Source organism: Arthrobacter sp. UKPF54-2, assembly GCF_007858535.1.
Taxonomy (GTDB): Bacteria; Actinomycetota; Actinomycetes; order Actinomycetales; family Micrococcaceae; genus Arthrobacter.
This window is the reverse complement of record NZ_CP040174.1, coordinates 2,657,102-2,683,408: the sequence shown is the minus strand read 5'-3', so window position 1 is coordinate 2,683,408 and position 26,307 is coordinate 2,657,102. Positions and strand designations below refer to the sequence as shown.

Below are 26,307 nucleotides of genomic sequence, written 5' to 3'. Positions count from 1 at the left end.
GTCAGCTGGCAAGCTGCTGGCCGGCGCCGCGGCGCGCGGCCCCGGCGCGGCCACCGGCTCGGTGCGGGCGCGGCAGCGCAAGCTTGTCCAGCACGTCGAGGGCGCTGGCGTGTTCATTGAAGGTGTAGAGGTGGAGCCCCGGGGCGCCGGCGTCCAGTGCCGCGTTGGCCAGGTCCACGGTGGCCGCGACCCCGATCCGGTTGCGTTCGGCGTCGGTCCCGGCGGCGGAGAGTTTTTCGATCAGCTCCGGGGCCGGCTCGACGCCGGTGAGTTCGCCGAGGCGGGTGAGCCGGCGGATGCTGGTCAACGGCATCACCCCGGGGACGATCGGGATGGTGACGCCGGCCCGGCGTGCCCGGGCCAGGAGCTGCGCGTACTGCTCGGTGTGGAAAAAGACCTGGGTGATGGCGAAGTCCGCGCCGGAACGCTGCTTGGCGAGCAGCACCTCGACGTCGTGGGCTTCACTCGGCGATTCCGGATGCCGGGTGGGATAGGCGGCGACGCCCACAGCCACCTTGCCGGCGCACAGCAGCGCCGAGCGGCGCTGTTCAACGCGGCGGATCAGTTCGATCAGGTCCTGGGCGTACCGCAGCGAACCCTGCGCCGGGCGTTCGCCGTCCCGGGGCTGGTCCCCGCGCAGGGCCAGGATGCCGCGGACGCCGACGTCGAGCAGTTCGCCGATGACCTCGGCCAGTTCCTGCGGGGTGTTGCCCACACACGTCAGGTGCGCCAGCGGCCGCAACGAGGTCTCCTGCACCAGGCGGCGGACGAGTTCGACGGCGGTGCCGCGGTTGGAGCCGCTTGCGCCGTAGGTCACGGACACGTAGTCGGGGCTGGTGGCTTCCAGTTCGGCGATGGTGGTCCAGAGCGATTCCGCGGCCGCGGGAGACCGGGGCGGGAACAGCTCATACGACAGGGCGAGAGGGGCCGCGCCGGCGAGATTGGGATGTGCGTCGATAAGGCTTGGTGGAGACATTTGCGTCCTTGGCTGTGAGCCATTGCCGCCAGCTGGGGCCGGAGAACCGGCCGGCGCTGCCGCCAATGAGTTGAGTTTGGGGAACACGGAGGAAACTTCAGCAGGGCGCAGCCGCGACTGTTACGCCTGGTACGAAGTTGTCCGTGAGCAAATGTCAGGCCCACATGGGGGCACCCACACCCTCCTTGGCCGCCGCCTGGATTGCTCCAGTGGGCCGGCCTGCAGCGGAGGATCGCTGACACGTTACCGCGGTAACTTGTCTACGACTGTAGGGGCCGGGAAAGCGGCAAACAAGTCGACCGCCGAATTAAGACGCGTCTTTACGCTCACGGGAGGGTCGGGGCAGAAGATTATTCGCCCCAGAGGGCCCTCCCCTTGTCCGCGGCGCAGGTCTATCCTGATGCCATGATTCAGCTTCCAGCAAGTTACCAGGACTATCTCGCCGGCAAGAGCGAGAGCCTCATCAACACCGTAAGGCCCGTGCTGATGCAGTCGGCGGCCGACAAGCTGCACGGTGTCCGCGTGGTGGTGCACCCGCATGACCACCAGGCCCATCTGGATGACACCATCCCGTTCGGGACAGTCATCGAGGATATCGACTGACGGCTGCTTTTCGACCAGCCCAACGTGGGCCGGCCGGTCAGCCTTCCAGCAGCAGGCGCTGGGAGCGGGGCGCCAGGGTGTGCTCCAGAACCAGGCACGCGGCGCCGATGGCACCCACATCCTCGCCCACGCCAGTGCCCACCACTTCGATCCCGTGGATCTTGCGCGTGGCGCTGTTCTCCCCCACGATGCCCGGGATCTGCTCCAGGTAGGCCGGCGCGAGGCAGGTCCAGAACGGCCCGCCAAAGACCACCCGGTCCACGTCAAGGGCGTTGGTGACCGCGGAGATGGCCCGGCCCACCAGCACGGCGGACTTCCGGAGGATGTCCATCGCGACGTCATTGCCGCCGTAGGCCAGCGCACAGAGTTCGGCGAAGCTCTCCTGCACGGCCGGGGCGCTTCGCTCCGCCCGGGAGCCGTCCAGCACTCCGGCCGCCTCGGCCTGGGCCACCAGGACCTGCGGGATGGCGGAGGATTTCACACAGCCGCGCTGGCCGCAGTCGCACAGCGGGCCGTCGGGATCCACGATGATATGTCCGATCTCCCCCGCGTTGCCGGAGGTGCCGCGGATGACCTCGTCGTTGAGGACCACGCCGCAGCCGATGCCGGTGCCCATGTACATAAAGACGAAACTGCCGGCACCGCTGGGGCCGCCCGCCCAGGTTTCGGCCACGGCGGCGCTGGTCACGTCCTTGTCCAGGATCGTGGAGAGCCCGGTCGCCTCGGCCAGGGCGTCGCGCAACGGAACGCGCTCCCAGCCCGGCAGCAGGGGCGGATCCACCACGGCGCCCTCAACCAGGTCGATCGGTCCGGGCGAGGCTACGCCCAGCCCGGCCACCTTGGAACGGTCCACGCCGGACTCCTCCACCAGCTGCTTGATCTCGGCGGCGATGGTGTCGATGATGGATCCCGGATCCGTGCGGGAGGGGGTCTTGATCCGGGAGTGCTTGACGACGGCGCCGACGAGGTCCAGCACAACGAAGGTCAGGACGGCCGGGTCGAGGTGGACGCCGACGGCGTACATGCCGCCCGGGTTCAGCCTGAGCATGGTCCGCGGTTTGCCGGGCCCCGTGCCTTCTTTTCCGGCTTCGACGATGAGGTTCTGGTCCAGCAGGCGGCGGGAGATGTTGGAAATGGTTTGCGGCGAGAGTCCGACGATCTGCGCGAGTTCCACCCGGCTGAGGCCGCCCGGGGCGCGCCGGATCGCGTCGAGGATGACGGTGAGGTTGAAATCCCCCATCCGGGGAAGATTCGTTCCGCGCCGCGGCGAGGGTGTGCGGGTCTCAGTCACTGATACCTCTAAACGTCTTCGGCCAAGAACTGCTGATTCCAGAATCGTACGTTACCCGCCGCCCCGAGCCCCATAGACCGGCTTCACAGACGGGCGGTTTTCTGCCCGGCCGTCCGGCGCCGCCGCCGGGGCGGTTAGGGCCGCGCCGTGCGGACGCTCGCGGTGACGGTGAATTTGGCATTCCGGCCCACCTCGCGGGTGGGCCCGACCAGCCGTTCCAGCGCCGGCCGGTACTGCAGGTGGCTGTTGAACACGGTCCAGAGTTCGCCGCCAGGGGCCAGGACCCGGGCGGCGGCTTCGATCAGCTTGAGCCCTGCCCCGGCGTGCACGGCGGCCCCGAGGTGGAAGGGCGGGTTGAGCAGGACCAGGCCGGCGCCGGCGTCGGGCAGGGTGCTCATGGCGTCGTCCTGCAGCACGTCGATCTGGGCGTCGAGGCCGTTGGCGCGGGCCGTTTCCCGGGCGGACTCGACGGCGGCCGCTGACCTGTCGGTGGCGATGACGCGGGCGTCCGGGTGGCTGCGGGCGTACATCGCGGCCAGGATTCCCGTGCCGCAGCCCAGGTCGACGGCGTGCCGGACCGCCGGCATCTCCGGCAGGAATTCCAGCAGGAATCGGGTACCGATGTCCAGCCCGGTGCCGGAAAACACGGCACCCCGGGCGCAGACGGTGAGGTCCAGCTCGGCGTTGCGCTCGGTCACCGGGAAGGGCGGGGCGGCGGCGACCGCCTTGGGGGCGCGGGCCAGCAGGATCCGCGATTTTTGCCTCGCCAGCTGCGGCTGCACCTCACCGAAGTAGCGTTCCAGCACCGCATTCATGCCCAGGCTCATGTGTTTGACCCGGCCGCCGGCCAGCAGCACCACGCCGGGCGCGGCGTGCCGGGCGACGGCGTCGGCGATCTCGTCGAGTTCGGCGAGGGATCTGGGCAGCTGCAGCAGCACCAGCCCGGCGCCGTCCAGCGCGGCGTCCAGCGGGAGCTGGTCGAACCCTTTGGTGATTCCCACGGCTTCGGCATTGTGGCGCAGCGCGCGTTCGCCGGTGACCAGGTCCTCGTGCACGCGGACGGTGCCCGCCTGCATGCCCGGCGTGCCGTTATCCCGGCCCAGCGCCAGCAGGCCGAGGGTCAGCGCGCCGTACCGGTCGCCGACGACGGCGGTCCTGGTGCCGGGGGCGATCACGCCGGAGGCGCGCAGCTCGGCGGCGGTGTCCAGCAGCAGCCGGTCGGTGGCGTCCCAGGCCTGCAGGTTGGCGGCCTCGACGTCGGGGAACCGCCGCAGCCGGGGGAAGAGTTGTTCAAGCGTACTTTGCACCGTTTTACGTTATCCCGAACCGGACAGCAGTTTGACGATGCCGGCCACGGCGGCCCGGCCCGCGCGGTTGGCGCCGATGGTGGACGAGGACGGGCCGTAACCCACCAGGTGCACCCGGGGTTCCGCGGCGACCTGGGTACCGTCCATCGCGATGCCGCCGCCGGGTCCGCGCAGGTGCAGCGGGGCAAGATGCTCCAGTTCGGCCCGGAAGCCGGTGGCCCAGAGGATGACGTCGGCGGCCAGGAAGCTGCCGTCCGCGAGGCGCACTCCCCCGGGTTCGATGCCGGTGAACATGGGGTGGCGCCGGAGCACCCCCCGTTCGGCGGCGGCGCGCAAGGTCGGGGTCCAGATCAGGCCGGTGACGGCGACGACGCTCTGCGGCGGCAGTCCCTGCCGGACCCGCTCTTCGACGAGGGCGACGGCGTCGTGGCCGGCCTGCCGGTCGAAGGCGGCGTCGCGCCAGACGGGTTCGCGGCGGGTGAACCAGGTGGTGGTGGTGACGTGGGAAATCTCCTCCAGCAGTCCGACGGCGGAGATGCCCCCGCCGACCACGAGCACATGCTGGCCCCGGAACTCCTGGGCCGAGACATAGTCCGCCACGTGCAGCTGCCGGCCGCGGAAGCTGGACTGGCCCCGGTAGATCGGCCAAAACGGACGGGTCCAAGTCCCGGTGGCGTTGATCACGGCCCGCGCGGACCAGACCCCGCCGGAAGTGGCAACACGCAGCCGTCCAGCCGGGTCGCTGTCCTCGCGGCTGACCGAGCGCACCTTTACGGGCCGCCGGATGGACAGACCGAGCTCGGTCTCGTAGTCGCCGAAGTAGCGGCTCAGGAAGCTGGAGCTCGCCTCCTGCGGGTCCACCGAGGGCTGCGGGATGCCGGGGAGATCGCTGATGCCGTTGACGGTCGCCATTAGCAGGCTTTTCCAGCGGTGGCGCCAGGCGCCCCCGGGACCGTCCTCGGCGTCGAGCACCACGTAGCTCGGCGGGACCGCGCCGATGCCGCCGTCGTGGTCGGCATCCAGGTCGCCGCCGTCATCATCAGCCGGGACGAAACCGCGGCGCTGCAGGTGGTAGGCGGCGGACAGTCCGGCCTGCCCTGCGCCGATCACGACGACGTCGGCCACGCGATCTTCGTTCACGGTCCCATCCTAGATAAGGCTTAAACCAGCAAGGTCCCGCTCAACGAGCGGGACCTTGTTCGGTGGAGCTGAGGGGACTCGAACCCCTGACCCCCTGCATGCCATGCAGGTGCGCTACCAGCTGCGCCACAGCCCCGTACTTGCCGCTGATCCCACCAGCCGAAGGCCGGTCCGATCAAGCAACCTGATTAGCTTAATCTACATTTGCCCGTGAAGCTAATCGGCTCGCGGCGCGGCGCGCGGCGCGCCGCCCCGGCATCCCGGGCAGCGGGCGGCACAAAAAAATCCGCCGGAATCTTTCGATTCCGGCGGATCATCCGGTGGAGCTGAGGGGACTCGAACCCCTGACCCCCTGCATGCCATGCAGGTGCGCTACCAGCTGCGCCACAGCCCCGAATTTTCGTTGCTCCGGATTCGTTCTCTCCGAAGCAACTCAAATATCTTAGATCAGCACTTCTGAAAATTCCAAATCGGGCATATTCAGGCTCCGGCGCTGCGGCAGCCGGGCCGGCTACTCCGTTTCGGTGGCGGCGCTGGCCTTGGCGGAAGCGTCGTCGCCGAGTTGCAGGTCGACCACCGGGCAGTCCTTCCAGAGACGCTCCAGGGCGTAGAACACGCGGTCCTCTTCGTGCTGGACGTGGATCACGACGTCGGCGTAGTCCAGCAGCACCCAGCGTCCGCCGGAGCGTCCCTCGCGGCGGACCGGCTTGAGGTCGAACTTGGACAGTTCATCCTCGATGCCGTCGACGATCGCGTTGACCTGACGCTCGGACGGTGCCGAGGCGATCAGGAACACGTCCGCCAGGGCGAGCCGCTCGCTGACGTCGAGGGCCACAATGTCCTCGGCCAATTTTTCCGCAGCCGCGCGGGCGGCGTGGCGGGCTGTGGCGATGGATGAATCGGTTGCAGTCACGGGACTCCTTGGTGAATTTGGAAACTCTTGAGATTCAGAAACTTTTTGGACGGGAAAGCCGAACGGTCCGTGAGGCTACCTGGCGGACCTGCGCGGCGCGGGTCGTCGTTGCGGGTGGGCGGCTAGTGGGCCATTCCGGTGATGATCAGGATGATTCCGGCGATGAGCGCGAGCACGCCCAGGGCCAAGACGCCGAGCTGGAGGGCGCGCAGGCGCTGTGCCCTGCCCAGTCCGGCCGTGGCGGCGTCAAGCGGATCCAGCCCATAGGCGGCGTTGGCAGCCACAGGCGGGCGGGCGGCGAAGTCCTCCTCGGTTACCGGGGCTTCGGGAACAGGCTGGGCGGCCGGTACCGCCGGCCGGGTTCCGGCCTGCGCGGCAGCCTCCGCCCGGGCCAGGACGCCTGCGCGGCCTTTGACCGGAGCGGCATCCCGCAGCCGGGACAGGCCCGGACGGCGCGAGGACTTTGGCTGGACCTTGGGGCTGGGGTTGGTGGCGACCGGGACGTGCGAGGTGGCAGGGCGCTTCATGACCGGCCGCTCGATGCCGGGGACCTCGACGAATTCCAGCGGGGTGACCATGGCAAGGTTGCTCGCCGTCGAGGGATCGTTCCGCGGCGGATCGTTGCGCTGGGGCGTCTGGCTGTTCTGTTCGGCCAGCTTCTGCTTGGCCGCGGCCCGCCGGTTGAGCACGGCGGCGCGCTCGGCCAGGGCGATCTGCTCGGCAAGCACCTCCGGGTTGACGGCATCGGGGTCCGTAGCGGCGATGTGCTCCATCTTCGCCACCTGGTTTCGGGCCTGCGCGGCAAGGAGCTCACGCGCGGCCAGGGCCTGCTCGACGCTCATTCCTTCCGGCGGCTTCCCGACGGGGCCGGGAGCGCCACCGTCCGGGCCCGGAGCGCCGCCGTCGGGGGCCGCCGGGGCGGACTGGAGCTCAGGTGCGGCGGCCGCCGGCGCAACGACGGGGTGCGAGCGGGTCCGCGGCGAGGGCATGGGGACAATGGGGTTGGCCGAGGTGGCAGGGGCCGTCTCCTCGGCCAGCTGCTGGAGCCGGAGCTGGCGGCGCGTGGGCGGCCCGCCGGGCGAAAGCTGGCCTTCCTTCTCGGCGAGCTCCTTGATGGTGCGCAGGGCCGCGCGGTCGCGGGCGCGGATCTGGGACGACCGCTGCGCCGCCGAGGTGCTGCGGACCGAGTCCACCGGGCCCGGGATCCGGCGCCGGCCCGTGGTTTCGGCCTCGGTCGGTTCCTCGGGCCGCTCGGAGAAGGCAGGATTCGCGGCGCCCCGGACCGCTTCTGAGCCGGCCGTATCGGCGCCGGCAATGCCGGTGCGCTCCGGGGCAGCCGGAACAGCACCGGCGGTGCCGGCGCCGGGGTTCACGTCCTGGCGTTCATCCCTGGCCTGGCGCAATTCGCGGCGGCTGCGGATGGGAGGCTGTTCCTGACTCATTGAAGGCTCATTCGGTGCTGGCGGTTTGGTTTACTTCGAGGACGGGGCGGGACTCCTGGCTGTCCGGCTCGGGGTCGGCCCGTCCGTCGTACAGGTCGTACTTGGCGATGTACTGGACCACACCGTCGGGCACGAGGTACCAGACGGGGTTTCCCGCAGCGACGCGGGCCCGGCAGTCCGTGGAGGAAATGGCCATGGCAGGCACTTCCAGCAGGCTGACGTTGTCGCGGCCCATGCCGTCCAGCACGTGCCCCGGGCGCGTCACCCCTACGAAGTGCGCGAGCGACCACAGCTCGTCGATGTCCTTCCAAGACAGGATCTGGGCCAGCGCATCGGCGCCGGTGATGAAAAACAGGTCCGCGTCCGGGCGCAGCGTCCGGAGGTCCCGCAGGGTGTCGATCGTGTAGGTGGGGCCGGGCCGGTCGACGTCGACCCGGCTGACCGTGAAGCGTGGGTTCGACGCGGTGGCGATGACGGTCATGAGGTACCGGTGTTCGGCCTCGCTGACTTTTTTGCTGCTCTTCTGCCAGGGCTGCCCTGTGGGCACAAACACCACTTCATCGAGGCCGAACTTCGCCGCGACCTCACTGGCCGCGACGAGGTGGCCGTGATGGATCGGATCAAACGTGCCGCCCATCACACCCAGCCGCAGGCGGCGCATTGCGCCGTGCTGCTTCACGGTGGCGGAAATATTAGTGGCCCTGGCCGTGGTCGTGCTTGTTCGGGTGCTGGCGGTGCGGGTCCGCGTGCTCCTCGACGGCTTCGTGGCGGTTGCCGAGGTTGCCGTAGGACAGCGTGATGAACATCAGGACCAGCAGGATCGCGAACATAACGCCGCCAATCACGAACGGCGGCGCAATGAGCGGCGCGAGTTCTTCGTGTTCGCCGGCCGCGGCGATGGATGTGGCGATCTGCTGCAACAGCATGTTCTCCCCTAGTGAGTTCACAATCTATGACGGTTTTACGGCAGGTTTACGACGGATTCACAACTGAATTACGACTGATTCACGTCGTGGAAAGGTCCCGCCGTTCCTGGCTTCCCTTCCATGTTACCGCGTTGCTATGCCCGGATCTGGCCTTCGCCCTGCACGATCCACTTCGTGGTGGTGAGTTCGGTCAAGCCCATCGGGCCGCGGGCGTGCAGCTTTTGCGTCGAAATGCCGACCTCGGCGCCCAGGCCCAGCTCGCCGCCGTCGGTGAACCGCGTGGAGGCGTTCACGATCACGGCCGCGGAATCGATCTCGGCGATAAAGCGTTCGGCGTTGGCAAGGTCGTTGGTGAGGATCGCCTCGGTGTGCCCGGTGGACCAGGTGCGGATGTGCTGCACCGCCTCGTCCAGGCTGTCCACCATAGCCACTGCCAGATCGAGGTCCATGTATTCGGTGGCCCAGTCCGCCTCGGTGGCCGGAACGGACTCCACCCCGGGACCCAGCGCGGCCCGGCTCCGTTCGTCCGTGTGCAGGGTGACGCCGGCGGCGCGCAGGGCGGCGGCGACGGCGGGCAGCACGGTGGAGCCGGAGTGGACCAGCAGGGTCTCCACGGTGTTGCAGACGCTGGGGCGCTGGGTCTTGGCGTTGAGCAGGATCCCGACGGCCATCTCCTCGTCCGCCGAGGCGTCGAGGAAGATGTGCACGTTGCCTTCACCGGTTTCGATGACGGGCACCGAGGAATTCAGCACCACGGTCTGGATCAGTTCGCGTCCGCCGCGGGGAATCAGCACGTCCACCCGGCCGCGGGCCCGCATCAGGACATTCGCGCCCTCGCGGCCGAACTCGTCGACGCTCTGGACGGCGTCCGCGGGCAGCCCCACCGAGTCCAGTGCCTCGCGGAGCAGGCTGACCAGCGCGGCGTTTGTGGCGGCGGCGGCGCTCCCCCCGCGCAGGATGACGGCGTTGCCGCTTTTGAGCGCGAGGCCCGCAATGTCGACGGTGACGTTGGGACGCGCCTCGTAAATCGCGGCGACCACACCCATCGGCACGTTGACCTGGCGCAGCCGCAGCCCGTTCGGGAGGGTCTGGCCGCGGACCACGTTGCCCACCGGGTCGGGCAGGTTGGCGAGGTTTTCGAGGGCGGCCGCGAGGGCCTGGACCCGCGCGTCCGTGAGGGTGAGGCGGTCCAGCAGCGCGGCCGAGGTGCCGTTGGCACGCCCGGCCGCGACGTCCTTGGCGTTGGCGGCCAGGATCCGGTCCTTGTGTTCCAATAGCGCGGCACCGACGGCGCGCAGGCCGCGGTCCTTCCAGGCCCGGTTGGCGCGTGCCATCCGGCGGGAGGCCTCCCGGGACCGGTCGGCAATGGCGTGCACGGCCGCTTCGACGTCCGTTGCGGCCGACGGCACGCCTTCGGCGGGCGCGTCGTGAAGCGGCAGGTCGGGGTGCGAAGTCAGGGCCTCAGTCATGCTCCAAGTTTAGGCGAGCGGCGGGCTTAGACCAGCACCAGGTCGTCAACATGAACAACTTCACGGTCATAGCCGCGTCCCAGCGCCTTGCCGAGTTCCCGGGTGGAACGGCCCAGCATCTGCGGCAGCTCGGCGGCGCCGTAGTTCACCAGGCCGCGGGCGATCACGGTCCCGTCGGTGCCGACCATCTGAACGGCGTCGCCGGCTTCGAAGTCGCCGTGCACGGCGGAGATCCCGGCCGGCAGCAGTGAGGTGTGGCGGTCCCGGACGGCGCGGACGGCGCCGTCGTCGAGCACCAGGGTGCCCTGCACGGAGGCCAGGTGGGCGAGCCAGAGCAGCCGGATCGGCTTGCGGGCGCCGTTGACCGAGAACCAGGTGCCCACGTCCTCCCCCGCCAGCGCGGCGGCGGCGTTCGCGGTGGACGTCACGAGCGCGTGGATCCCGGAGCCCGCGGCGATGGACGCGGCCTCGACCTTGGTGACCATGCCGCCGGTGCCGACCCCGGCCTTGCCGGTGCTGCCGATCGAGACGCCGTCGAGGTCGCGCGGGCCGGCGACGTGGGCGATCCGCTTGGCTCCGTGCGAGGGCGGGCCGTCGTAGAGGGAATCGACGTCGGAGAGCAGCACGAGCGCGTCGGCGCGGACCAGGTGCGCCACCAGGGCCGCGAGCCGGTCGTTGTCCCCGAAGCGGATCTCATGGGTGGCGACGGTGTCGTTTTCGTTGACTACCGGGACCACCCCGAGGTTCAGCAGCCGGTCCAGCGCACGGAAGGCGTTGGTGTGCTGGCTGCGCCGCATAAAATCGTCGGCGGTGAGCAGCACCTGGCTCACGGTGACGCCGTGCGCGCCGAAGGCGTGGGTATAACGGGCCATCAGGAGCCCCTGGCCCACGCTCGCGGCAGCCTGCTGCGTGGCGAGGTCGCGGGGGCGCTTGTCGAGGCCCAGCGGCGCCAGCCCGGCGGCGATCGCCCCGGAGGAGACCAGGATGATTTCGGTGCCGGCGTTGCGTTTGTGCGCGAGGGCGTCGGCGAGGTCGGTCAGGGCTTCCTCGGCGATGCCGCCGCGGATGGAGGTCAGCGAGGAGGAACCCACCTTGACCACGATCCGGCGGGCCCCGGAGAGCACGGCGCGGCTGGGCGCCCCGGCCGCGCCGGGCAGAGCGACAGCGTTACTCGTCATCGGCTTCGCCGAGTCCACTCTCCTTGAGCGGCTGCCGGGCGCGGCGGGCACTGACCGACTCGGTCCAGATGCCGGCCTTGCGTTCGGCTTCCAGCTCTGCCCGGGCGGCGGCCTTGGCGTCGCGGCGCTCCTGCTGGTCCTCGCGCTTCTGGCCGCGGGTGGGGCGGTCGCCGATGTCGGCGAAGCGCACGTCGGTGCCGCGCGGGGATGCGAGGAGTTCGGCGCCGGCCATCATGGTCGGCTCCCAGTCGAAGACGACGCCGTCGTCCTCGCCGATGACGACCGTGTCGCCCGGCTTGGCGCCTTGCTTGAAGAGTTCGTTTTCGACGCCGAGCTTGGCGAGGCGGTCGGCGAGGTAGCCGATGGCCTCCTCGTTGGTGAAGTCGGTCTGCTTGACCCAGCGCACCGGCTTTTCGCCGAGAACGCGGAACAGCGGTTCCAGGTTCTTCTCCTCGCGGCGGATGGTGAAGCCGCTCTCGTTGACGGCGCGGGGCCGGAGTACGGGGGCCTGGACCTTCGGCGGCGTCGCGGCGACGGCGTCGCGGGCGGCCTTGACGATCTCCGCCATGGCGAAGCCCAGCTGGCGGAGGCCCTCATGGCTGGTGGCCGAGATTTCGAAGACCTTGTAACCGCGCTTTTCGAGTTCCGGGCGGACGAATTCGGCCATGTCCTTGCCGTCGGGCAGGTCCACCTTGTTCAGGGCGACCAGGCGCGGCCGGTGGTTCAGCGGCACGACTTCACCGTCGGAGCCTGCGTAGCTCATGTCCACGGTGTACTTTTCGAGCTCCGCCTCGATCACGGCCAGGTCCGAGAGCGGGTCGCGGTCCGATTCCAGCGTGCCGCAGTCGAGCACGTGCACCAGCGCGGCGCAGCGTTCGACGTGGCGGAGGAAGTGGTGGCCCAGGCCCTTGCCTTCGCTGGCGCCCTCGATCAGGCCCGGGACGTCGGCAATGGTGAAGCGCACGTCGCCGGCCTGGACGACGCCGAGGTTGGGGATCAGGGTGGTGAAGGGGTAGTCGGCAATCTTGGGCCGGGCCGCGGACATGGCCGCGATCAGGCTGGACTTGCCGGCGGAGGGGAACCCGACCAGGGCGATGTCCGCGATGGACTTCAGTTCCAGGACGATGTCGCTGGATTCGCCTTCGATGCCGAGCAGGGCGAAGCCGGGGGCGCGGCGCTTCTGCGAGGAGAGCGCGGCGTTGCCCAGGCCGCCGATGCCGCCGGCGGCGGCGATGAATTCGGTGCCTTCACCCACCATGTCGGCCAGGACGGTGCCGTCCTTGCTCTTGACGACGGTGCCTTCGGGAACGGGCAGGACCAGGGTCTCGCCGTTTTTGCCGCCGCGCCAGTCGCCCATGCCGGGGCCGCCGTTGGTGGCGTGCCGGTGCGGGGCGTGGTGGTAGTCGAGCAGGGTGGTGGTCTGGGGGTCCACGCGCAGTATGACGTCGCCGCCGTTGCCGCCGTTGCCGCCGTCGGGGCCGCCGAGGGGCTTGAACTTTTCGCGGTGGACGGAGACACAGCCGTGGCCGCCGGTACCGCCGGATACGTGCAGTACTACCCGGTCTACAAAGCTCGCCACGTGGATCTCCTCAGTGCTGTTCCTCGGGTCCCAGGGGCCCAAGATGATTGTAATGCGGTTAAAACACCGGTGGAGCGGACCTAATGGCCCGCCCCACCGATTTAGAACTTGTTGTTACTCTGCAGCTGCAGCAGCCACGATGTTCACAACGCGACGACCACGGCGGGTGCCGAACTCGACAGCACCCGGGGTCAGGGCGAACAGGGTGTCGTCGCCGCCGCGGCCAACGCCGGCGCCCGGGTGGAAGTGGGTGCCGCGCTGGCGGACGATGATCTCGCCTGCGGAAACTACCTGGCCGCCGAAGCGCTTGACGCCGAGGTACTGGGCGTTGGAGTCACGACCGTTGCGAGTGGAGCTCGCGCCTTTTTTATGTGCCATTTGAGATGCCTGCCTTCAAAAATTCTGGGGAAACTGTTGGAACCTGATCAGTAACGAGGAGTTACTTGATACCGGTGATCTTGACCTTGGTCAGTTCCTGACGGTGGCCCTGGCGCTTCTTGTAACCGGTCTTGTTCTTGAACTTCTGGATAACGATCTTGGGACCACGGAGGTCTTCCAGGATCTCAGCCGTAACCGTTACCTTGGCCAGGTCCTTGGCTGCAGTCGTGACCTTGTCACCGTCCACCAGGAGCAGTGCGGGCAACTCAAAGGTGCTGCCGGCTCCACCGGGGACGCGGTTCAGGGTAACGAAGTCTCCAACGGAAACCTTCTCTTGGCGGCCGCCTGCGCGGACAATCGCGTACACCACTGGGGAACTCACTTCTCTCGACGTTTATTACTAGATTTGCGTGCGGAACCTGGTGCCAAAGTCTTTGGACCGGCTCACGCTGTGCCTCAACGCCGGTGGATTCCCCGGGGGAACCCATGAGCTATCCCGTGGAAAGTCCTGCCCGCAGTGCGGGTGAACAGTTCCTCAAGGTCATAACCCAAGTGTTGGCGTAAGCACCGAAGATCTAGACTACGCTAATTTTGCCTTCGGCCGCAAACGAGGCTGGTCCCGGCGGGTAGTGCGTGACGGACGCCACCCACTGTCCCCGAGGGGCAAAAGTGGTGGAATCGCAGCGACTTCCGGAACCGCGCCCCACCATCGTACCGGCCGCATCCCGCCGGGCCGCTCAGGCGTGCAACCTCGGCGCGTCGAAGAACTCCACCTCGTACCGGCAGGATTGCCCAAAGGCCAGGGCCATGGCGCTGCGCTCGGTCTCGGAACCCCGGCGGCCCGCTGCGTCCGTGTACCTGATCGCCTGCCGGGTCGACTCCGCGAAACCCTCGTCGGCGTAGTTGCGCAGCCAGTCCGCATAGGGGTGGCCCGCCGGGGCACCCGCACCAAGGAACTCCCGGTGCAACGTGGCGCCCACCTCCGCGTAAAGCCAGAAGCACGGCAGCGCCGCGGCCACCAGCACGCCGTAGCTGCCGGCAAGCGAGGCCGCGTGGAGGTGGTCCACGTACGCCTTGGTAACCGGTCCCGGCGTTGCCGCCACTGCCCGGCCGGCCAGCCAGTTCCGGTGCAGCTCGGACTCCACTTCGAGGCACTGCTGTGCCGAACGGGACCAGAACAGCTGTTCGGCTTCCGACGGCGCGAGGGCGGACGCGCGGGACAGCACCCGGGAGTAGCCGTTGAGGTACAGGGCGTCCTGGCCGAGGTAGTAGGCGAACTCCCGTTCCGGCAGGGAGCCATCCGCGAGGCCGCGGATGAAGTCCAGGGCGTAGATCGCGTCCAGCCCGACGCCGGCGTCCGCGTCGAGGACCGCGGCGAAGTCGCCCTCGCCGGCGAAGGCAGGCGCGGACGGTGAACCGACCTGCTTCAGGTGGTGGAAATGGTGCACCGGACCGTTGCCGCGTCCGACGTCGAGGCGACCGGCTTCGCGAAGCGCGCCCAGCAGCCACGGCTTCGCCTCGCGCAGCGATGCCTCCCAGTCCCCCGTCCGGGTTTGCACCGTGGCCAGCGCCGAGGACAGCGAGCAGCCGGTGCCGTGGCTGTTGCGGGTGGCGATCCGCTCGCCCGGCACCACCACCGTTTCCGCACCCAGCAGTCCCCCGGTGTTGACGAGCGCGTCCGGGCAGCCCGCATCGGCGTCGCCGTCGGCGCCGACGTCCTCGAGGTGGCCGCCCTTGACCAGGACGGTGGAGCCGGTCAGCGCCGCGAGCCGTTTGCCCTGGTCCAGCGCCGCGTCCCAGTCCGCGGCGGTCTCGTCGCCGAGCAGCATGGCCAGTTCGGCGAGGTTCGGGGTGAGGAGGTCCGCGAGCGGGAGCAGACCCTGCAGGGCCGTCTCCGCCGATTTCTGCAGCAGCCGGTCGCCGCTGGTGGCCACCATCACCGGGTCCAGGACCACGACGGCGGGGCGGACCCGCTCGAGCCAGGAACGGACGGCGTTGATCACCGCGGCGTCGCCGAGCATGCCGATCTTGACGGCGTCGATGGTGATGTCCTCGCTGATGGCGTCCAGCTGGGCGGTGAGAAAATCCGCCGGCGGGACGTGCACGGAGCGGACGCCCTGGGTGTTCTGGGCCGTCAGCGCGGTAATGGCCGCCATGCCGTAGCCGCCATGCGCGGCGATGCTCTTCAGGTCCGCGTGGATGCCGGCGCCGCCGGAGGGGTCGGAGCCCGCAATGGCGAGGACACGCGGAATCGGCGGCAGCCCGGGTTCTCCGGGTGCGGCGTCCGGGAAGGCGGACCGCAGGAGGGAGGTGGGCTGGGCCGGCGCCGCCGGCTCGGTGGAGGCCGGCTGGGTCGATGAAAACAAGAGACATCCCTTCGCCGGTGCTAACCGGACAGGTTCAACGGGTCTGGATCTCAGCCGGCTCGTTGCGCGGCACCCCGTGTCAGTCCCCCAGCCTAGCCGTCACTGCCCGGCCGCGCCCGCACCGCTGCGGTTGTTACCGGGACGCCCGTTAACGAACTCGCGGGTACCGTCCGGGCTGGACGCGATGGTGCGTCTGGCCCGGTCGGTACCCGCGGGTGGCGGCGTCTGCCCGGTGCTATAGCTCCGAGGCGGGCACGCCGACGCCTAGGATGATTGGCTCGCTGGCTGCCGGCTTGGCGGCCACCTTCGCCGGCTCCGGGGCCTTGGCTTCGTGGACCGATCCGGCGGCCGACGGAGCGGCCGCGCGCTGCTGCACGGACGTCTCGTTGGCGGCGCCCTGGGCGCGGCTGGCGCTCCGGTTCCGGCGTACTCTGCGCGGCGCCGTGGTGTCCGTGGCGGCGGCCTGCGCTACCGGTGCCTTGGCGGCTTCCTGGCGGACGGGTGTCTGCGCAGCGGGAGCCTTGGCGGCTTCCTGCCGGACGGGTGCCTGCGCAGCCGGTACCTTGGCCGCTTCCTGGCGGGCAGGTGCCTGCGGTTCGCGGGTGCGGGCACTCGGGGGCTGGATCCGTGCGGTCCGGGCACGTCCCCGGCCACGGGTGGCACGGGACGGCACCGGGGCGGCCGTTTCGGCTGCTTCCGCTGCAGGGGCCTGCGGTGCGGGCTCAGCTTCAGCTTCGGGTGCTTCCGCACCCTGTTCCGCTGCCGCCGGCTTGTTGGCCTCGGCGTCGCCCAGGTTGGCAAAGGCCTCGGTGAGCAGATCCAGGGTCAGCGCCGGCTGCTGCGCTTCCTCGGCGTGCTCGACGAAGGGCAGCGCAACTTGCTCGCCGCCGAACGTCAGCACGGCGGCCGGACGCCCGGCAGCTTCCTCGGTCGAGGCAACTTCCACGGCCGCGTCCAGCGCCGCCTGGCGGGTTTCGGCGTCGGGCGCTGCGGTTGCTTCGCCGTCGTGGAGGTGGGCGGCGTGCGCCGCGGCGGCGATGTTCGCCAGCGCTGCGCGGGTAGCCTCTGCCTTGGCGTGGCGCTCGGCCTCGGTGGGCTCCGGGTGCGCTGCAACGGGCGCGGACTGCTCGTCCGAGCCCTGGCCACCCCGGCCGCGGCGGCGCTTCCGTTCGGTACGCGCGGCGGGCTGGTGATCGGCGCGCGGGATGTGGTGTTCCGCGGCGACGGTGTTGGCGCGGCGGTGCTCGACGGGCTCGTCATGGGTGACGACGCCGCGGCCGGCGCAGGCTTCACACTGTTCGCCGAAGACTTCCAGCAGCCCGGTGCCCATCCGCTTGCGGGTCATCTGCACGAGCCCCAGCGAGGTCACCTCGGCCACCTGGTGCTTGGTCCGGTCGCGGCCCAGGCACTCCACCATGCGGCGCAGCACGAGGTCGCGGTTGGATTCGAGCACCATGTCGATGAAGTCGATCACGATGATGCCGCCGATGTCCCGGAGCCGGAGCTGCCGGACGACTTCCTCGGCCGCTTCCAGGTTGTTCTTGGTGACGGTTTCCTCGAGGTTGCCGCCGCTGCCGGTGAATTTACCGGTGTTGACGTCCACCACGGTCATGGCTTCGGTGCGGTCGATCACGAGCGAGCCGCCGGAGGGCAGGAAGACCTTGCGGTCCAGCGCCTTGTGGATCTGCTCGTCGATGCGCCAGGCCGCGAAGATGTCCGTGTCCTTGGTCCACTTCTCGAGCCGGCCCACCAGGTCCGGAGCCACGTAGGTGACGTAGGCCTCGATGGTGTCCCAGGCTTCCTCGCCCGAGACGATCAGCTTGGAGAAGTCCTCGTTGAAGACGTCGCGGACCACCTTGATGGTCAGGTCCGGTTCGCCGTAGAGCAACTCCGGGGCCAGAATCTTGGTGGACGTGGACTGGCTCTCGATGCCTTCCCACTGGGCGCGCAGACGGTTGATGTCATGCGTCAGCTCTTCCTCGGACGCGCCCTCGGCGGCGGTGCGGACGATCACGCCGGCGCTCTCCGGCAGGCGGTCCTTGAGGATCCGCTTGAGGCGGTTGCGTTCGACGTCGGGCAGCTTGCGGGAGATGCCGGTCATGGAGCCGCCGGGCACGTACACGAGGTACCGGCCGGGCAGGGAGATCTGGCTGGTCAGACGGGCGCCCTTGTGGCCGACGGGGTCCTTGGTGACCTGGACCAGCACGGAGTCGCCGGACTTGAGCGCGTTTTCGATCCGGCGCTGCTTGCCCTCGAGGTTGACGGCGTCCCAGTTGACCTCGCCGGCGTAGAGCACGGCGTTGCGGCCGCGTCCGATGTCGACGAACGCCGCTTCCATGGACGGCAGCACGTTCTGGACCTTGCCCAGGTAGACGTTCCCGATCAGGGAGTCCTGCTGGGTCTTGGAGACAAAATGCTCGGCCAGTACGCCGTCTTCGAGGACGCCGATCTGGATTCTGTCGTCGCGCTGGCGGACGATCATCTGGCGGTCCACGGATTCGCGGCGGGCCAGGAACTCGGCCTCGGTGATGACGGTACGGCGGCGGCCGGTGTCGCGGGATTCGCGGCGGCGCTGCTTCTTGGCCTCCAGGCGGGTGGAACCCTTGACGGAGGTCACGCGGTTGCTGGGCGGGGCCTCGCTGATTGCGCGCGGGGCACGGACGCGGGTGACCGTGTTGGGCGGATCGTCGTCCCCGCCGCCGGTCAGCTCGAGGTCCTGGTCACCGCGGCGGCGACGGCGGCGGCGGCGCGAGGTCACGCCGTCCTCGAGGGTGCCCTCGGTGTCCTCGCCGGACTCGGCGGCGCCGTCGGTTCCGCCATCGGCGTCGGTGTCAGCTTCGCCGGTGCGGCTGCGGCCGCGGCGTCCACGGCTGCGACGGCGGCGGCGGCTGCCGGCGTCGTCACCTTCGGCTTCTTCGTCCTCGTCTTCCGTTTCCTCGGCTGCGGCCGGGGCGGGGCGGACGACGGCGGTCAGGTCCGGGGCCTGGAAGATCATCGAGGTGACGGCGCCGGGCGCGAGGAACAGTGACGGGGCCTCGGAGGTGTCGGGGGTATCCGCAGCCGGGGTGGCGTCGGTTGCAACGTCGGCGGTTTCGGGAGCCGGCTCGGCGTCGGCCGGGGCGGCGTCCTCGGTCTCCTCGGCCACGGGGGCCGCCTTCTTGGCGCGGGAGGCGCGGCGGCGGACGGGCTTCTCCGGGGCTTCCTCCGCTGCGGGCTGCTCAGCGGCCGGGGCGTCAGCCGGTGCCTCTTCAGCTGCTGCAACCGGCTCGGCGGGTTCGGCTTCGGCTTCGATCTTTTTCCGCGACCGGCTCCGGCGGGCCGGGGCCTTGGCCGGCTCCGCGGCGGCGGGGTTGTCAGCGGCGGCTTCAGCGACGGCGTCGGACGTGCCGGCCGCTGCTTCGGTGCCGGCCGCGGCTTCCGCGTCCGCAGCGGGGGCGTGCGCAGGAAGGGCGTCCGCCTTGGGCGCGGCCTTGCGCCGGGTCCGGGTGGCCTTCTTCGGCGCCTCGATTGCTGCGGCGGTTTCCGTTGCTTCCTCGGTAACAGTTGCTTCGTCGTTACCGGCTACAAGCTGGTCATTATCCATATGTGGCGACACTCCTGCCCCTGATGTACCGCCACATCCGGCACCCGCGGGGGCAAATATTTGTCAACACCCGCAGGCATTGACAGAAGTCAATTGAGTACCCCCAGGTTCGCACCGGCAGTGGGGTGCGGCAGCCCTGGAAGGCCGGCGAGATTGTGCTGAACCCGTTGATCTGTACGTCACAACCAGGTGCCTTCCAATGGCATTGCGGGATAGGTCGGATCGAGGGACCCGAAGTATGCCCTGCTCATCATTGGCGGTCTTGAAAACAAAGTCGCCGGACTGAGACGCGAATGTGGATCATGTCCCAGCCACGTTCATTGTCTCACAAGAGCCGCCAAAGCCGGGCTAAGCGGGGCATCCGTACCGCGCCGCGCACCGAATCACTGGTGCCGGCACAACGCCCACCCCGATTCGTCCAGCCTGCGGCGATACAATCGGCCCAAGAGCACCCGACGCGAAGGATCGAGTTCCCATGCCCAGCATCTCCCACGCCCCGGACGACGTGACCGCCAGCGGGCACGCCGCCGCCGCGGCCGAGGCGGAGCGCCCCCAGCCGCCGATGACCCGCGACCGGCCTTTCGCTTGGCTCCTGCTGATCACCGGCGTCGTCGGCTGGCTGGCTTCCGGCACGCTGGTGCTGGAAAAGCTGGAGGTCCTGAAGGATCCCGGCCATGTCACGGTGTGCGACGTGAACCCGTGGATCTCGTGCGGCCAGGTGATGCAGACCTGGCAGAGCTCGCTCTTCGGCTTCCCCAACATGTTCATCGGGATCGTCGCGTTCGCTGTGATTATCACGACCGCCATGGGCCTCCTCGCCGGGGCCAGGTTCGCCCGCTGGTACTGGCTCGGGCTGCAGGCCGGTGTCACCCTGGGCTTCGCCTTTGTGGTGTGGCTCTGGTCGCAGGCGCTCTACTCCATCCACATTCTGTGCCCGTTCTGCATGATCGTGTGGGCCGCGATGATCCCGCTGTTCGTCTGGGTGACCGTCCGCAACGTCAGCCACGGCGTCATCCCGATGCCCTCCGCCGCCGCCCGCATCCTGGGAGACTCCGGCTGGATCCTCACGGCCCTGCTCTACGTCGCCGTGGTCGCCACCATCTTCTTCGCCTTCATCCAAGTCTTCGTCGGGACCTCCGGATACTGAGGGGATGGACCCGGTTAACCGCCGCGAGGTGACAGTTGAGGCCAATGTTCGCACGGACATTGGCCTTAACTGTCACCTCGCTGGGTGCTGCTGGTTCCTAGAACCAGATCTTGATCTCGCGCTCGGCGGACTCGGCCGAGTCGGAGCCGTGGACCAGGTTCTGCTGGACCTTGACGCCCCAGTCGCGGCCGAAGTCGCCGCGGATGGTGCCGGGCGCCGCCGTCGTCGGGTCGGTGGTGCCGGCGAGGGAACGGAAGCCCTCGATCACACGGTGGCCTTCGAAGATCGCGGCCACCACCGGCCCGCTGAGCATGAATTCGACCAGCGGCTCGTAGAACGGCTTGCCCACGTGCTCCTCGTAGTGCTGCTCGAGGAGTTCGCGGGTCGCGTTGACCTTCTTGAGTTCGGCCAGGGTGTAGCCCTTGGCTTCGATCCGGGCGATGATGCTGCCGGTCAGGTTGCGGGCGACGCCGTCGGGCTTGACCAGGACGAGGGTGCGCTCAATGCTCACAGCTGCTCCAATGTGGTTGGGGTGGGGTTCGGGACAAGTCTAATTGCTTTGGCCGTCGGGGTTCGCGGCGTCCCAGGCTGCCTGCTCGCGTTCGCGCTGGGCAGCCTCGCGGTCGATCCGGATGCCGGTCCGGATGCCGTACCACCAGGTGATGGCGAAGAGGCCGCCGACCACGTACATGGTGGGCTCCACAATGCCGGTGAGGATCAGCAGTATCTGCAGAATCCAGCCCAGGGCCACGCCCCAGGGCTTCGAGAGCACGGCGCAGGTCAGCACAAGCACCACACTTAGGCCGATGCCGACGCCGAACACCAGCAGCGGCGGCAGCTCCCCGCGGCGCAGCCCAAAGACCGCGAGGGTGCCGAAGAGCGCCACAAAGGCCTCCAGCAGCAGCACGGTCGAGGCGAACATGACCTTGGTGGAGCGGCGTTTCTTGGGCATGCCCGGGCGCCATTCGCGCTGGGCCTTGGTAAGTCTGGCCATGGTTACGCCTCGGGCTTTCCGAGCAGGATGCGCGCCTCGGCCACGAGCGTGATGGAGCCGGTGACAAGGATGCCGCCGGCCAGGTCCTCGTTGGACTCGGCCCGCTCCACCGCCCACTCAAGGGCGTCGTCGAGCTTCTCGGCGACGTGGATGTTGTCCTCGCCGAAGCCCAGGTCCAGGGCCAGCTCGGCGAGGTCCTCGGCCGGTACGGCGCGGGGCGAGTTGGACTGTGTGAAGCAGTACTCCGAGGCGAGGTCGCCCAAGGATTCCTTGAGCTGGCGGAGGATCTCCTCGGCGTCCTTTTCCTTCAGGACACCCACCACCACCACGAGTTTGCTGAAGCTGAAGGCCTCGTGGATGGCCTCGGCGGAAACGCGGATGCCTTCGGGGTTGTGCGCGGCGTCCACGATGATGGTCGGCGCGGTGCGGAGCACCTCCAGCCGGCCCGGGGAGTTGACGGAGGCGAAGGCTTCCTGCAGCACCTCGGCGTCGAGCGGCTTCTCGGCGCCGAAGAAAGCTTCCAGCGCGGCAATCGCGACGGCGGCGTTCTCGGCCTGGTGCGCCCCGTGCAGCGGGACCAGCAGGTCCTCGTAGCGGCCGGCGATGCCCTGGATGGTCACCATCTGGCCGCCGACGGCGACGTTGCGGGACTCGACGCCGAACTCCACGCCTTCGAAGCGGAACGGCACGTTGACTTCCTTGGCCTTCTCCAGCAGGACCTGGGCCGCGTCCACGGGCTGCGCCGCGCTGATCAGGAAGCCGCCGGGCTTGATGATGCCGGCTTTTTCGTAGGCGATCTCCTCGGTCGTCTCGCCCAGCAGCTCGGTGTGGTCCAGTGAGATCGGCGTGACCACGGCGACCTGACCGTCGCCGACGTTGGTCGCGTCGGTGATGCCGCCGAGGCCCACCTCGATCACGGCCACGTTGACCGGCTGGTCCGCGAAGACCGCGAAGCCCAGGATGGTCAGGCACTCGAAGTAGGTCAGCCGCGGCTGGCCGTCGGCCTCGAGCTCGCCGTCCACGATTTCCAGGTACGGGCGGATCTCGTCCCAGATCCGGACGAACGTCTCATCCGGCACCGGTTCGCCATCGATACTGATCCGTTCGGTGACTTTAGACAGGTGCGGGCTCGTGTACCGGCCCGTGCTCAGTCCGTGGGCGCGCAGCCCGGCCTCGATCATCCGCGCCGTGGAAGTCTTGCCGTTGGTGCCGGTGACGTGGATGATCGGGAACGCCTTGTTCGGCTCCCCCAGGATATCCATGGCCCGGTGCAGCGGCGCCAGCCGCGGCTCCATCTTGTTTTCCGGCGCCCGGCCCAGCAGCTCGGCGTAGACGCTCTCTACGGAAAATTCGTCGGTCATGGATTAGGCCTCTATCTTTTCGACGGTGATCTGCAGTTCGGTGCCGTCTCCGTTGGAGGACAAGCCGAGCTCCATCGTGAGGGTTTCGGTGACCACCAGGTTTTCGTGGGCTTTCACCGCGTCGACGACGTCCATCGTGGCGGTGACGTTGGTCCGGATCCGGTCGCTGACGTTCAAGCCGGCATCCTTGCGAGCCTGCTGGATGGCGCGGACCATGTCGCGGGCGATGCCCTCGGCTTCCAGCTCCGGGGTGACCTCGGTGTTGAGGACCACGAAGCCGCCGCCGGGCAGGACAGCCGCGGCGCGCGAGCCCTCGCCCTCCGCGGCTTCCGCCACGACGGTTTCCAGGGTGTACTCCTGCGGCTCCAGCGCGAGGCCGCCGGCGGTGACCACGCCGGCGTCGTCGACGCTCCAGTCGCCGGACTTGGAGCCCTTGATGGCCTGCTGGACGTTTTTGCCCAGGCGCGGGCCGGCTGCCCGGGCGTTGACCACGAGCTTCTGTTCGATGCCGAATTCCTCCGGGGAGGCGGTCTCGGCGTCGAGCAGGCGGACGGAGCGCAGGTTCAGTTCATCGGCGACGACGGCGGCGAAGCCTTCCAGCGCGCCTGCGCCGGGTGCCACGACCGTGAGTTCCTGCAGCGGCAGGCGCACGCGGAGGTTGGCGGCCTTGCGCAGCGAGGAGCCGGTGGAGCAGATCTGCTGCACCCGGTTCATCGCCTCGACGAGTTCCGGGTTGGCCGGGAACAGGTCCGCGTCCGGCCAGTCGGCCAGGTGCACGGAGCGCCCTCCGGTGAGGCCCCGCCAGATCTCCTCGGAGACCAGTGGCAGCAGCGACGCCGCGACCCGGCAGACCGTTTCCAGGGCGGTGTAGAGCGCGTCGAAGGCGTCGGTGTTCTCGTCGAAGAAGCGCTGGCGGCTGCGGCGGACGTACCAGTTGGTGAGCATGTCCAGGTAGCCGCGCAGTTCGTCGCAGGCCCCGGAGATGTCATAGCTGTCCAGTTGGGCGGTCATGTTCCGGACCAGGTCCCCGGTGTTGGCCATCAGGTACGTATCCAGGGTGTCTGCGTAGCCGTCGTAGCGCAGCTTCGCGTCGTAGCCGTTCCCATTAGCCGCGGCGTTCGTGTAGAGGGTGAAGAAGCTGTACACGTTCCACAGCGGCAGGATGACCTGGCGGACGCCGTCGCGGATTCCCTGTTCGGTGACCACGAGGTTGCCGCCGCGCAGGATGGGGCTGGACATCAGGAACCAGCGCATCGCATCGGAGCCGTCGCGGTCCAGGACCTCGGAGACGTCCGGGTAGTTGCGCAGGCTCTTGGACATCTTCTGGCCGTCCGAGCCCAGCACGATGCCGTGGCTGATGACGTTTCGGAAGGCCGGCCGGTCAAACAGCGCGGTGGAGAGGATGTGCAGCATGTAGAACCAGCCGCGGGTCTGGCCGATGTACTCGACGATGAAGTCCGCCGGATTGTGGGTGTCGAACCATTCCTCGTTCTGGAACGGGTAGTGCACCTGGCCGTAGGGCATGGAGCCGGAGTCGAACCAGACGTCCAGGACGTCCTCGACGCGGCGCATCACGGACTGGTCTTCCTCCGGGGTGCGGGGGTCGTCCGGGTTGGGACGGGTCAGCTCGTCGATGAACGGCCGGTGCAGATCCACCTGGCCGGCCTTGTTCAGCGGCAGCCGGCCGAAGTCGGCTTCGATCTCGGCGAGCGAGCCGTAGACGTCGGTGCGCGGGTAGTCCGGGTCGGTGGACTGCCACACCGGGATGGGGCTGCCCCAGTAGCGGTTGCGGCTGATGGACCAGTCGCGGGCGTTGGCGAGCCACTTGCCGAACTGGCCGTCCTTGACGTTGCCCGGGATCCAGTTGATCTCCTGGTTCAGCTCGGACATCCGGTCCTTGAACTTGGTGACCTCGACGTACCAGGAGGACACGGCGCGGTAGATCAGCGGGTTGCGGCAGCGCCAGCAGTGCGGGTAGCTGTGCTCATAGCTGGCCTGGCGGACCAGACGGCCCTGGGCGCGGAGCACCTGGGTGATGGGCTTGTTGGCCTCGAAGACCTGGAGCCCGGCGATCTCGGCGAGGTCGCCGTGGCCGAAGAGCGGCAGGAACTTGGCGCCCTCGTCCACCGAGAGGACCACGGGGATGCCGGCCTCTTCACAGACCTTCTGGTCGTCTTCACCGTAGGCGGGCGCCTGGTGGACGATGCCGGTGCCGTCGGTGGTGGTGACGTAGTCGGCCACGAGGAAGCGCCAGGCGTTCTCGGTGCCGTACTTCTCGGCGTCGTGGAAGTAGTCCCAGAGCGGTTCGTAGCTCAGGCCCTCGAGCTCGGCCCCGGTGTGGCGGGAGGTGACGGCGGCTTCGGCGGCGGCCGCGCCCTCGGCACCGTCGCCGTAGCCGAGGTCCTTCGCGTAGGCGCCTAGGAGGTCCGCGGCGAGCAGGAAGCTGCCGCTGACGGGGGCGTCGGCAGCGGCGGCCTTGATCCCGTGCGGGCCGGCCGGGAGCACAACGTAGCTGATGGCCGGCCCGACGGCGAGCGCCAGGTTGGTCGGCAGGGTCCAGGGCGTGGTGGTCCAGGCGAGGGCCTGCACCCCGGCGAGCTGTTGGGAGAGCTCCGACTCCCCTGCCGTGATGGGGAAGGTCACGGTGACGGTCTGGTCCTGGCGGTTCTTGTAGACGTCGTCGTCCATGCGCAGCTCATGGTTGGACAGCGGCGTCTCGTCCTTCCAGCAGTACGGCAGCACGCGGTAGCCGTTGTAGGTCAGGCCCTTTTCGTGCAGCCGCTTGAAGGCCCAGAGGACGGACTCCATGTACTCGACGTTGAGCGTCTTGTAGTCGTTCTCGAAGTCCACCCAGCGCGCCTGGCGGGTGACGTAGCTTTTCCACTCGTCGGCGTACTTCATGACCGAGGCGCGGCAGGCGTCGTTGAACTTGTCGATGCCCATGGCCTCGATCTGGGTCTTGTCCGTCATGCCCAGCTGCTTCATGGCTTCCAGCTCGGCGGGCAGGCCGTGGGTGTCCCAGCCGAAGCGGCGCTCGACACGGCGGCCGCGCTGGGTCTGGTAGCGGCCCACGAGGTCCTTGGCGTAGCCGGTCAGCAAGTGGCCGTAGTGCGGCAGTCCGTTGGCGAAGGGCGGGCCGTCGTAGAAGACGAATTCGTTGGATCCGTCTTTACCGGCATCCCGCTGGTCGATGCTCGCCTGGAAGGTGCCGTCCTGGTCCCAGTACTTCAGGATGCGCTCTTCGATCTCCGGAAACTTCACGGAGGCAGAAACACCGGAGGTGTTGGATGCAGAGGTGTTGGAAACTGCGGTGGAAGCGGAGGCGCCGGAGGGTGCGGCGGAGGCCTTGGGGTAATGAGTCATCTCGACATCCTGGGTTGAGCTGGTGAACAACGGGATTCATTCAGGATGCGAGGACGGCCCCTGTGTTGTTTCACCAACACCGGCACCGCGGTACCACCTCACTTACCGTCACCGGTCCCGCCCACTCCGAAGAAAGGCGCTGCACCGGCGTCGGCCGCTCGTTGACTGCTGTGACGGGCTTACCCGTCCGGTTCTACCGGCCCTGGCGCGATGTGCTGCTGCGCCGGGGCGTTCTTCCGGAAGCTCACCGGTGATGGCCGGGTCAAAGCTGATACGTCGATGTTACCGGAA

General features: G+C 68.8%; 21 protein-coding genes, 2 tRNA genes and 1 riboswitch. Of the genes, 2 read left to right on the top strand and 21 right to left on the bottom strand.

Features of this window, described 5'->3' with window-relative positions; all coding sequences use genetic code 11:
• Position 1 precedes the first annotated feature (1 nt).
• Positions 2-976 carry a methylenetetrahydrofolate reductase gene (locus E7Y32_RS12395; RefSeq protein WP_146337369.1) on the bottom strand — a complete coding sequence of 325 codons (975 nt, stop codon included), beginning with the start codon at positions 974-976 and terminating at the stop codon, positions 2-4.
• Positions 977-1,381: 405 nt separating this feature from the next.
• Here E7Y32_RS12395 and E7Y32_RS12390 point away from each other — a divergent pair, with 405 nt between their 5' ends.
• Entirely contained in the window at positions 1,382-1,579 is a 198-nt protein-coding gene (locus tag E7Y32_RS12390; RefSeq protein WP_146337368.1) for a hypothetical protein, read from the top strand.
• 37 nt (positions 1,580-1,616) lie between these two features.
• Here E7Y32_RS12390 and E7Y32_RS12385 read toward each other — a convergent pair whose 3' ends face one another.
• From E7Y32_RS12385 to E7Y32_RS12310, 16 genes are all read right to left on the bottom strand, one after another.
• A complete protein-coding gene (locus E7Y32_RS12385) occupies positions 1,617-2,819 on the bottom strand; it encodes an ROK family transcriptional regulator (protein WP_146337367.1) in 1,203 nt (400 codons plus the stop codon).
• A 185-nt stretch (positions 2,820-3,004) separates the two neighbouring features.
• Positions 3,005-4,177, bottom strand: coding sequence for a class I SAM-dependent methyltransferase (locus tag E7Y32_RS12380; protein WP_146337366.1), 1,173 nt, complete (start codon positions 4,175-4,177; stop codon positions 3,005-3,007).
• Positions 4,178-4,186: 9 nt separating this feature from the next.
• Complete coding sequence (locus E7Y32_RS12375) at positions 4,187-5,317, bottom strand: NAD(P)-binding domain-containing protein (protein ID WP_146337365.1); 1,131 nt, start codon at positions 5,315-5,317, stop codon at positions 4,187-4,189.
• A 63-nt stretch (positions 5,318-5,380) separates the two neighbouring features.
• A tRNA-Ala gene (locus E7Y32_RS12370) sits at positions 5,381-5,453 on the bottom strand.
• Between the two features lie 185 nt (positions 5,454-5,638).
• A tRNA-Ala gene (locus E7Y32_RS12365) sits at positions 5,639-5,711 on the bottom strand.
• 117 nt (positions 5,712-5,828) lie between these two features.
• Positions 5,829-6,230 carry a ribosome silencing factor gene (gene rsfS / locus E7Y32_RS12360; RefSeq protein WP_146337364.1) on the bottom strand — a complete coding sequence of 134 codons (402 nt, stop codon included), beginning with the start codon at positions 6,228-6,230 and terminating at the stop codon, positions 5,829-5,831.
• A 122-nt stretch (positions 6,231-6,352) separates the two neighbouring features.
• On the bottom strand, positions 6,353-7,672 hold the full coding sequence (locus E7Y32_RS12355) for a hypothetical protein (RefSeq protein WP_146337363.1): 1,320 nt from the start codon (positions 7,670-7,672) through the stop codon (positions 6,353-6,355).
• A 7-nt stretch (positions 7,673-7,679) separates the two neighbouring features.
• Positions 7,680-8,309, bottom strand: a complete 630-nt coding sequence (gene nadD, locus E7Y32_RS12350) for a nicotinate-nucleotide adenylyltransferase (RefSeq protein ID WP_261382631.1) — start codon at positions 8,307-8,309, stop codon at positions 7,680-7,682.
• A gap of 55 nt (positions 8,310-8,364) precedes the next feature.
• Positions 8,365-8,598, bottom strand: a complete 234-nt coding sequence (locus E7Y32_RS12345) for a hypothetical protein (protein WP_146337362.1) — start codon at positions 8,596-8,598, stop codon at positions 8,365-8,367.
• Between the two features lie 134 nt (positions 8,599-8,732).
• Positions 8,733-10,067: a glutamate-5-semialdehyde dehydrogenase gene (locus tag E7Y32_RS12340; RefSeq protein WP_146337361.1), complete on the bottom strand. Its 1,335-nt coding sequence runs from the start codon at positions 10,065-10,067 to the stop codon at positions 8,733-8,735.
• Between the two features lie 26 nt (positions 10,068-10,093).
• Entirely contained in the window at positions 10,094-11,245 is a 1,152-nt protein-coding gene (proB, locus tag E7Y32_RS12335; protein WP_146337360.1) for a glutamate 5-kinase, read from the bottom strand.
• Entirely contained in the window at positions 11,235-12,824 is a 1,590-nt protein-coding gene (gene obgE, locus E7Y32_RS12330) for a GTPase ObgE (protein WP_146337359.1), read from the bottom strand. The genes proB and obgE overlap by 11 nt, the downstream gene beginning before the upstream one ends.
• A 114-nt stretch (positions 12,825-12,938) precedes the next feature.
• Positions 12,939-13,202 (bottom strand): 50S ribosomal protein L27, encoded by a 264-nt coding sequence (gene rpmA / locus E7Y32_RS12325; RefSeq protein ID WP_009372867.1) that lies wholly within the window; start codon positions 13,200-13,202, stop codon positions 12,939-12,941.
• 61 nt (positions 13,203-13,263) lie between these two features.
• The gene (gene rplU, locus E7Y32_RS12320) at positions 13,264-13,572 is read right to left on the bottom strand and encodes a 50S ribosomal protein L21 (protein ID WP_138770443.1); all 309 of its coding nucleotides are present in this window, start codon (positions 13,570-13,572) and stop codon (positions 13,264-13,266) included.
• Positions 13,573-13,939: 367 nt separating this feature from the next.
• Positions 13,940-15,505 carry a bifunctional hydroxymethylpyrimidine kinase/phosphomethylpyrimidine kinase gene (locus E7Y32_RS12315; protein ID WP_261382630.1) on the bottom strand — a complete coding sequence of 522 codons (1,566 nt, stop codon included), beginning with the start codon at positions 15,503-15,505 and terminating at the stop codon, positions 13,940-13,942.
• A 52-nt stretch (positions 15,506-15,557) separates the two neighbouring features.
• A riboswitch (TPP riboswitch) is annotated at positions 15,558-15,655 on the bottom strand.
• A gap of 148 nt (positions 15,656-15,803) precedes the next feature.
• Positions 15,804-19,151, bottom strand: a complete 3,348-nt coding sequence (locus E7Y32_RS12310; protein WP_146337358.1) for an Rne/Rng family ribonuclease — start codon at positions 19,149-19,151, stop codon at positions 15,804-15,806.
• 475 nt (positions 19,152-19,626) lie between these two features.
• Between E7Y32_RS12310 and E7Y32_RS12305 the strand changes: the two genes are divergently transcribed.
• The gene (locus E7Y32_RS12305) at positions 19,627-20,298 is read left to right on the top strand and encodes a vitamin K epoxide reductase family protein (RefSeq protein WP_146337357.1); all 672 of its coding nucleotides are present in this window, start codon (positions 19,627-19,629) and stop codon (positions 20,296-20,298) included.
• 97 nt (positions 20,299-20,395) lie between these two features.
• On the opposite strand, the gene ndk is transcribed toward E7Y32_RS12305, so the two are convergent.
• Genes ndk through ileS form a run of 4 tightly spaced genes read right to left on the bottom strand, consistent with a single transcriptional unit; the run spans position 20,396 to position 26,016 of the window.
• The gene (gene ndk / locus E7Y32_RS12300; protein WP_146337356.1) at positions 20,396-20,809 is read right to left on the bottom strand and encodes a nucleoside-diphosphate kinase; all 414 of its coding nucleotides are present in this window, start codon (positions 20,807-20,809) and stop codon (positions 20,396-20,398) included.
• Between the two features lie 39 nt (positions 20,810-20,848).
• On the bottom strand, positions 20,849-21,292 hold the full coding sequence (locus tag E7Y32_RS12295) for a DUF4233 domain-containing protein (RefSeq protein ID WP_146337355.1): 444 nt from the start codon (positions 21,290-21,292) through the stop codon (positions 20,849-20,851).
• 2 nt (positions 21,293-21,294) lie between these two features.
• Positions 21,295-22,653 carry a folylpolyglutamate synthase/dihydrofolate synthase family protein gene (locus E7Y32_RS12290; protein WP_146337354.1) on the bottom strand — a complete coding sequence of 453 codons (1,359 nt, stop codon included), beginning with the start codon at positions 22,651-22,653 and terminating at the stop codon, positions 21,295-21,297.
• Between the two features lie 3 nt (positions 22,654-22,656).
• Complete coding sequence (gene ileS / locus E7Y32_RS12285) at positions 22,657-26,016, bottom strand: isoleucine--tRNA ligase (RefSeq protein ID WP_146337353.1); 3,360 nt, start codon at positions 26,014-26,016, stop codon at positions 22,657-22,659.
• Positions 26,017-26,307: the final 291 nt, after the last annotated feature.

What these genes read in the sequence shown, in the direction of transcription:
- E7Y32_RS12395 (WP_146337369.1), bottom strand. Translation starts at nt 976, where the DNA reads ATGTCTCCACCAAGCCTTATCGACGCACATCCCAATCTCGCCGGCGCG.
- E7Y32_RS12390 (WP_146337368.1), top strand. Translation starts at nt 1,382, where the DNA reads ATGATTCAGCTTCCAGCAAGTTACCAGGACTATCTCGCCGGCAAGAGC.
- E7Y32_RS12385 (WP_146337367.1), bottom strand. Translation starts at nt 2,819, where the DNA reads ATGGGGGATTTCAACCTCACCGTCATCCTCGACGCGATCCGGCGCGCC.
- E7Y32_RS12355 (WP_146337363.1), bottom strand. Translation starts at nt 7,672, where the DNA reads ATGAGTCAGGAACAGCCTCCCATCCGCAGCCGCCGCGAATTGCGCCAG.
- nadD (WP_261382631.1), bottom strand. Translation starts at nt 8,309, where the DNA reads ATGGGCGGCACGTTTGATCCGATCCATCACGGCCACCTCGTCGCGGCC.
- E7Y32_RS12345 (WP_146337362.1), bottom strand. Translation starts at nt 8,598, where the DNA reads ATGCTGTTGCAGCAGATCGCCACATCCATCGCCGCGGCCGGCGAACAC.
- E7Y32_RS12340 (WP_146337361.1), bottom strand. Translation starts at nt 10,067, where the DNA reads ATGACTGAGGCCCTGACTTCGCACCCCGACCTGCCGCTTCACGACGCG.
- proB (WP_146337360.1), bottom strand. Translation starts at nt 11,245, where the DNA reads ATGACGAGTAACGCTGTCGCTCTGCCCGGCGCGGCCGGGGCGCCCAGC.
- rpmA (WP_009372867.1), bottom strand. Translation starts at nt 13,202, where the DNA reads ATGGCACATAAAAAAGGCGCGAGCTCCACTCGCAACGGTCGTGACTCC.
- E7Y32_RS12310 (WP_146337358.1), bottom strand. Translation starts at nt 19,151, where the DNA reads ATGGATAATGACCAGCTTGTAGCCGGTAACGACGAAGCAACTGTTACC.
- E7Y32_RS12305 (WP_146337357.1), top strand. Translation starts at nt 19,627, where the DNA reads ATGCCCAGCATCTCCCACGCCCCGGACGACGTGACCGCCAGCGGGCAC.
- E7Y32_RS12295 (WP_146337355.1), bottom strand. Translation starts at nt 21,292, where the DNA reads ATGGCCAGACTTACCAAGGCCCAGCGCGAATGGCGCCCGGGCATGCCC.
- E7Y32_RS12290 (WP_146337354.1), bottom strand. Translation starts at nt 22,653, where the DNA reads ATGACCGACGAATTTTCCGTAGAGAGCGTCTACGCCGAGCTGCTGGGC.
- ileS (WP_146337353.1), bottom strand. Translation starts at nt 26,016, where the DNA reads ATGACTCATTACCCCAAGGCCTCCGCCGCACCCTCCGGCGCCTCCGCT.